This is a genomic window from Mesorhizobium sp. M7A.F.Ca.AU.002.02.1.1 (genome assembly GCF_003998535.1).
In the GTDB taxonomy this organism is placed as follows: domain Bacteria; phylum Pseudomonadota; class Alphaproteobacteria; order Rhizobiales; family Rhizobiaceae; genus Mesorhizobium; species Mesorhizobium ciceri.
The window spans coordinates 1-6,191 of the sequence record NZ_RZPB01000353.1; the positions used below are offsets into that span (position 1 = coordinate 1).

At 61.9% G+C, this 6,191-nt stretch carries 10 protein-coding genes; 7 read left to right on the forward strand and 3 right to left on the reverse strand.

Annotated elements, in window-relative coordinates:
- Positions 1-481: homocysteine S-methyltransferase family protein (locus EN879_RS20720; RefSeq protein WP_206520971.1), on the forward strand; the 481-nt coding region annotated here is incomplete at its 5' end.
- A gap of 15 nt (positions 482-496) precedes the next feature.
- On the opposite strand, the gene EN879_RS39065 is transcribed toward EN879_RS20720, so the two are convergent.
- The 3 genes from EN879_RS39065 to EN879_RS20735 form a co-directional block, all read right to left on the reverse strand.
- Complete coding sequence (locus EN879_RS39065) at positions 497-766, reverse strand: hypothetical protein (RefSeq protein WP_024501300.1); 270 nt, start codon at positions 764-766, stop codon at positions 497-499.
- Positions 767-979: 213 nt separating this feature from the next.
- Positions 980-3,109: a VWA domain-containing protein gene (locus EN879_RS20730; RefSeq protein WP_063168195.1), complete on the reverse strand. Its 2,130-nt coding sequence runs from the start codon at positions 3,107-3,109 to the stop codon at positions 980-982.
- A gap of 2 nt (positions 3,110-3,111) precedes the next feature.
- Positions 3,112-3,672, reverse strand: coding sequence for an RNA polymerase sigma factor (locus tag EN879_RS20735; RefSeq protein WP_013531188.1), 561 nt, complete (start codon positions 3,670-3,672; stop codon positions 3,112-3,114).
- A 156-nt stretch (positions 3,673-3,828) separates the two neighbouring features.
- On the opposite strand from EN879_RS20735, the gene EN879_RS20740 reads away from it, so the two are divergent.
- From EN879_RS20740 to EN879_RS20765, 6 genes are read left to right on the forward strand one after another with little or no spacing between them, the layout of a single operon-like run.
- The gene (locus EN879_RS20740; protein ID WP_063168196.1) at positions 3,829-4,152 is read left to right on the forward strand and encodes a metalloregulator ArsR/SmtB family transcription factor; all 324 of its coding nucleotides are present in this window, start codon (positions 3,829-3,831) and stop codon (positions 4,150-4,152) included.
- Complete coding sequence (locus tag EN879_RS20745) at positions 4,149-4,574, forward strand: SRPBCC domain-containing protein (protein WP_013531186.1); 426 nt, start codon at positions 4,149-4,151, stop codon at positions 4,572-4,574. Before EN879_RS20740 ends, EN879_RS20745 begins: the two co-directional genes overlap by 4 nt.
- Before the next feature lie 54 nt (positions 4,575-4,628).
- Positions 4,629-4,850: a hypothetical protein gene (locus tag EN879_RS20750; protein ID WP_013531185.1), complete on the forward strand. Its 222-nt coding sequence runs from the start codon at positions 4,629-4,631 to the stop codon at positions 4,848-4,850.
- Positions 4,851-4,862: 12 nt separating this feature from the next.
- A complete protein-coding gene (locus EN879_RS20755) occupies positions 4,863-5,303 on the forward strand; it encodes a DUF1801 domain-containing protein (RefSeq protein ID WP_013531184.1) in 441 nt (146 codons plus the stop codon).
- 39 nt (positions 5,304-5,342) lie between these two features.
- Complete coding sequence (locus tag EN879_RS20760) at positions 5,343-5,735, forward strand: VOC family protein (protein ID WP_063168197.1); 393 nt, start codon at positions 5,343-5,345, stop codon at positions 5,733-5,735.
- 40 nt (positions 5,736-5,775) lie between these two features.
- Entirely contained in the window at positions 5,776-6,183 is a 408-nt protein-coding gene (locus EN879_RS20765; RefSeq protein WP_063168198.1) for a DUF1801 domain-containing protein, read from the forward strand.
- Positions 6,184-6,191 lie beyond the last annotated feature (8 nt).

A 6,191-nucleotide genomic window follows, 5' to 3' on the forward strand; every position in this document is an offset into this window, starting at 1 on the left:
CGACACCGCCGGCCGCACCATGATGGGCCTGCTACCCAGGGATATCCACGGCGTCACCGACGGGCTGTCGCAGGCGCCGCTTGGCGTTGGCGCCAATTGCGGCGTCGGCGCGTCTGACATCCTGGCCTCGCTGCTCGACATGACCGAGGCGAAGCCGGAGGCAACGGTGATCGTCAAGGGCAATTGCGGCATTCCCGAATTCCGCGGCACCGAAATCCATTATTCCGGCACACCCGAACTGATGGCCGACTATGTCAGGCTCGCCGTCGATGGCGGCGCCAAAATTATCGGCGGCTGCTGCGGCACCTCGTTCCAGCACCTTGCCGCCATGCGCAAGGCGCTCGACGCGCACACCAAGGCGGATCGTCCGACGGTTGCCGCGATCGTCGAGCGCATCGGCCCGATGCGCAACAAGGCGGCGACGGAAAATACCGCCGAGACCAGCGAAGCCCGCCGCGAGCGCCGCCGCAGCCGGGCCTGAGCTTATCGGTTTCGATTATTCGCTGTTGTCGGCGTAGCTCGACTGCGCCGACTTGAAGTCGACCACATTGTCGCTGTGCATCGTCATCAGCGCGCCGGATGAAACCGGATCGGTTATCTGCTCCAGCATGATGCGGAAGCGGTCGTTGGTCAGCGCCGACATGGCGGTGTGGCGCGCCTGCGCGACATCGTCACTGATACGCCTGGATTCCGATGATGGGGCCGATGAAACCGCCGAAGCATCTCGTGCCGGCGGTGTCGAGTTGGCGATAGTCCTGATCTGCAATTTCGGCTCCCTCAAGCCCGGTACACCTGTCCTGCGTAACAAGCAGGGGGTTGCGATCCGCTACCGGAAATGCCGCGCAATTTAACGACCTGGAGATTCTCCGAAAAAAGGCCGGCAAGGGAATGAACCCCTCGCCGGCATGCCTCACCCGCCCGCGGTCGGTTTCCCCTGTCAGAACGATCCCATCTGAAAGAAACCGGCCGTCATCACCCACTACCGATTACCGCCCAGCGCCGAGGCAAGGCGCACAAGCGAGAGGAACTCGGACCTGTACCCAAACGGGTCGGCTCCTCGAGCGGCAGTGGCGATCTCCATGATCTTGTCGTAACCGAACTTCGCGGTCGCATCCTCGTCGCGCAGCTTCTGGCCGAAGGCGGCGACCGCGACGGAGAAGCGCTGGTCGGTGCTGGCCTGGTCGAAAGACGAGATCTCGTTGGCCGAGGTCACCGGCGTGGTGATCAGCTTCGAGACGTCTTCATTCGGCAGCTTGTAGCGGATCTTGACGAAGGCATATTCGTCCGCATTGGCAACGCCGCCATTGTCCACCGACGCCTGGCCATAACGCAGCGCGTCGATCTGTTCGCCGCCGCTGCCCTTTGGCGTGATTTCATAGATCGCGGTGACGGAATGGCCCGAGCCGATATCGCCGGCATCGACGCGGTCATTGTTGAAATCCTCGCGGTTCAAGGCGCGGGTCTCGTAGCCGATCAGGCGATATTCCGAGACCTTGTTCGGATTGAACTCGACCTGGATCTTGACGTCCTTGGCGATGGTGAACAGCGTCGACGATGCATCTTCGACCAGCACCTTCTCGGCTTCGGCCAGCGTGTCGATATAGGCGGCGGTGCCGTTGCCGTTCTGGGCGATGGTCTGCATCATCTGGTCGTTCAGATTGCCGCGGCCGAAGCCGAACACCGACAGGAAGACACCGGTCTTGCGCTCTTTTTCGATCAGCCGCTTCAGATCGTCGTCGTCGCTCTGGCCGACATTGAAGTCGCCGTCGGTGGCGAGCATCACCCGGTTGACGCCGTCCTTGACGAAGGATTTCTGCGCCAGCCTGTAGGCTTCCTTGATGCCCGCCTCGCCGGCCGTGCTGCCGCCGGGCGTCAGATTGTCGATGGCACTGAGGATCTTGTCCTTTTGGGACGCCTTGGTCGGCTCCAGGACCGTGCCGGCGTCACCCGCATAGGTTACGATCGAGATCGTGTCGTCGGCCTTCAGCTTGCTGACCAGCAGCCGAAAAGCCGATTTGAGCAGCGGCAGCTTGTCCGGCTCGTCCATCGAGCCCGAGACATCGATCAGGAAGACCAGATTGGCCTTCGGCTGCTCGGTCGGCTTGACGTCAAAACCCTTGATGGCGACATGCATCAGCCTGGTATGCGTGTTCCACGGCGTCGGCATGACGCTGACGGTCGAGTTGAATGGTGTCGAGGCCGACTCCGGACCCTTCCAGTCATAGGGGAAGTAGTTGATCATCTCCTCGACGCGGACAGTATCGACCTGCGGCAGGGTGCCCTGCTTCAGCGAGCTGCGCACGAAGGAATAGGAGGCTGTGTCGACGTCGATCGAGAAGGTCGAGACCGGATCCTCGAGTGCCGCATGCACCGGATTGGTCTTGAAATCCTCGATGCGGTCGCGGTTTTCCGGTTGCGGCTGCATCTGGTCGGCCGGCAAGGTCGACGGCTGCTGCGGCGCCATCAGCTTGGACTCGGCCGGCATGCGGGCCCGCGACGTACTGGGCGCACTTACGGCGCCATCCAATGCGAATTCGCCTGTCGGTGCCGGTGGCGCAGGCTCGGCCAGCACACCGCGCTCCAGTGCATTCTGTTGTGCCGCGCCGGAAGCAACGGTCGATTCGGATTTCTGCGGCGAGGCCGGCGCCACAGGCGCATCGGTCGCGTCGCGGCTTTCCACATCGGCGTCGGCTTTCTTGTCCGTCTCCAGCCCGGTCGGAGCCGGCTTCGGCTCGGCGGTCGTCGGCTTGACGGTCGCCGGCTTGACGGTCGCCGGCTTGTCGGCCAGCGTCTCGGTGATTTTCTCGTCGCCGCCGAATTTCGGCGGCTGTTCCCTCAGCATATGGAAGGTGGCGTATCCGGCGATCGGCAGGGCGACGAGCCCGGCAAGAACCGGCGTGGCAATGAGTTTCTTTTGCATGATCTCGCTCCAGAGCTTTTGTGCTCGCTCTGTGAGACGAAGCCCGCCAACCGATCCTTGGGTAACGGCAGAAATATTTTCCTGATCGTATGCACGCAGGGCGGCTTCGAAAGCACGTGCCTTGGCATCCTTGGCGGGCGCCGGCGCTGCTATATCGCGCAGTCTGTTGAGTTCGTTGTCGTCAACCATGGTCACACTTCCCCGGCCGCGCGCATCAGCGTCTTCAGCCGTTTCTTCGCTTCATGGATGTGCCAGGAAACCGTCGTCTCCGAGATTGTCATCGCCTCGGCCGCGGCCGCATGGCTCAACCCTTCGCCATAGACCAGCAGCACCGCGTCGCGCTGCTTGTCCGGCAATCGCCGGACGGCCGCCCACAGCGCTTCGGCAGGGTCTTCCGGTTCGACCGACGCCTCGCCCGAGATCAGTGCATGGACGCCATAGGCCTCGGTCTTGACGGTCTCGCGGGCGGACTTTCGCATCACGTCGCGCGCGGCGTTCATCGTCACGGAATAGAGCCATGTGGTGAAGGCGCCGCCGCCGCGATAGTCGCGGATCGCTTTGCCCAGCCTGACGCAGACTTCCTGGGCGATGTCTTCGGCATCGGCCTTCCTGCCGCACCAGCGATAGGCGGCGCGATAGACGAAGTCATAGTGCCTTTCCAGCAATGTGCTGAAGGCCCTCCTGTCTCCGCCCTTCGCCCGCCCGATCAGTTCGGCGTCGGAGGCTTCGCTCTCATCCAGCATCATCGCCATCATTTGCCTGTTGGACGAAGGCTAATGGCTAATCCTTGGGGCAATGGAAAGATTTTTTTGGAAACCGCCGGATCGGGACCGTCAACACCCCCGCTTGACATATCCATATCTCGACAGTTATACGTAAATCAATAGCCACAGGGTTATCGATCCCGGATGACGAACGCTCACGATGTCCTCTTCAGAACGCTCTCCGATCCGACGCGTCGCGCGATCTTCGAGCGCCTGTGCCGGCAGGGCGAGCAGACGGTCGGCGCCCTGACGGCTCAGTCGGGGGTCTCTCAACCTGCGGTGTCGAAGCATCTCGGCGTGCTCAAGCAGGCCGGGCTGGTGCGCGATCGCCATCAAGGACGGCAGACCCATTACAGCGCCCAACTGGCAGCACTTTCCCCACTGACCGACTGGACGAACCAGATGAACGCGTTCTGGCAGAGCCGGTTCGACGATCTCGAAAATTTGCTCAAAAGAATCGACCAATGACCAACATTGCGACCGAAACGCGCTCTGTCATCGTCGAACGTGAGATCCCCTATCCGCCGGAAAAAATCTGGCGCGCGCTGACCCAACCGCATCTGATCGAGGAATGGCTGATGAAGAACGACTTCAAGCCAGTCGTGGACCACCGCTTCAAGCTGCGGAAGGAACCGCAACCTGACGTGAGCATCGTTGTGGACTGTCAGGTAACAGCCGTCGAGTTGAACAAGACACTGTCCTACACCTGGCAGGCCTATGGCCTTGAGAGTGTCGTCACCTGGACCCTCGTGCCGACCAGCACAGGCACCCGGTTGCGTATGGAACAGTCCGGCTTCCGGCCGGATCAGGAGCAGGCGTATCGGGGCGCGACGAGCGGGTGGCGACAGTACTTTGCAAATCTGAGTCAGGTCCTGGCGCGGATAGATTGAAACTCGCAGGTGCGGATCGGTGGCCCGCACCGGCTGTTTTGACAGGAGGAACTATTGGACTGGAACAAGTGGGTTCGGCAAATGCATCGCTGGCTGTCGATCATCTTTGCGCTGACCGTCATCGCCAACTTCGCCACCATGGCATTCAGGCAGCCTCCCGCCTGGGTGGTCTACTCGCCGCTCCTGCCGCTCCTCCTGCTGCTGCTCAGCGGCCTGTACATGTTCGTGCTGCCCTATGCCGCCAAGGGACGCGGCGTGCAGCGTGCCGGCGGGTAGGAGTGGGGCAGAGTGGCCAAGACGCAGGGACAATCGACCGAGGCCAAGGCTGCGCCAGTGCTGCTCTCCGGCGGCAACCCGCAAATCGCCAAGGGCGACGGCGACGCCCCGGTGCAGGCCTATATCGCTGCGATGCCGGACTGGAAGCGCGGCCTGGGCGAGCGCCTCGACGCGCTCATCGTGGGCAACGTGCCTGACGTCCGCAAGGCCGTGCGATGGAACTCACCCTTCTACGGCATCGAAGGCCAGGGCTGGTTCGCGAGTTTCCATGTATTCACCCACTATGTGAAGATGACCTTTTTCAGTGGCATCTCATTGCAACCGATCCCACCAGGCGGCACGGCCAAGAGCAAGGATGTGCGCTGGATCGACATCCGCGAAGACCGGTTCGACGAGGCGCAAATGGCGGAATGGATCAAGCAGGCCGCCGCCCTGCCCGGCTGGACCCCGTAGCGGCCACAGACGCAAGAATACGACAGAGGAGAAAGAGCGATGAAGATCAAGCTGACCAGCGTGTATGTGGACAACCAGGAAAACGCATTGCGCTTCTACACCGACGTGCTGGGCTTCACCAAGAAGGCCGATTTCAGCAACGGGCCCTATCGCTGGCTGACAGTGACCTCGGCTGAAGAGCCTGATGGAACCGAACTGCAGCTCGCGCTCAACGACAACCCGGCCGCCAAGGCCTATCAGGAAGCCATCTTCCAGCAGGGTCAGCCTGCGGTCATGTTCTTCACCGACGACGTCAAGGGCGACTACGAGCGCATCAAGGCGAAGGGTGGCGCGTTCACCGTGCCGCCGACCGAGGTGACCGGTTCAACCATCGCCCAGCTGAACGACAGCTGCGGCAACCTCGTTCAGATCACCCAACTGGCGCGCTGGTGACAGGCAGCGGTTGAACGCGTCGACGCACAGGAGACACCAAATGACCCCCTCGCAACAGATCGACCAGTTGATCGCCGGTCTCTCGGACTGGCGCGGCGAGACGCTCGCCGACATCCGCAAGACCATCCTTGCAGCCGACCCGGACATCATCGAGGAGTGGAAGTGGATGGGCAGCCCGGTATGGTGCTTCGACGGCAACATCGTGGTCGGCAACGCCCACAAGGACAAGGTGAAGCTGACCTTTTCCCATGGCGCCAGCCTGCCGGATCCCGACAGGCTGTTCAACAATGGTTTTGGCGGCAAGGTGTGGCGGGCTATCGATGTGTTCAAGGGCGACAGGCTCAATGAGAGCGCTTTGAAAGAGCTCGTCCGTGCCGCCATCGATTACAACAAGGCCAAAAAGAAGAAAAAGGCGCCGGCAGCTACTGGGGCGAAGCCACGGAAGTAAGTCTATGC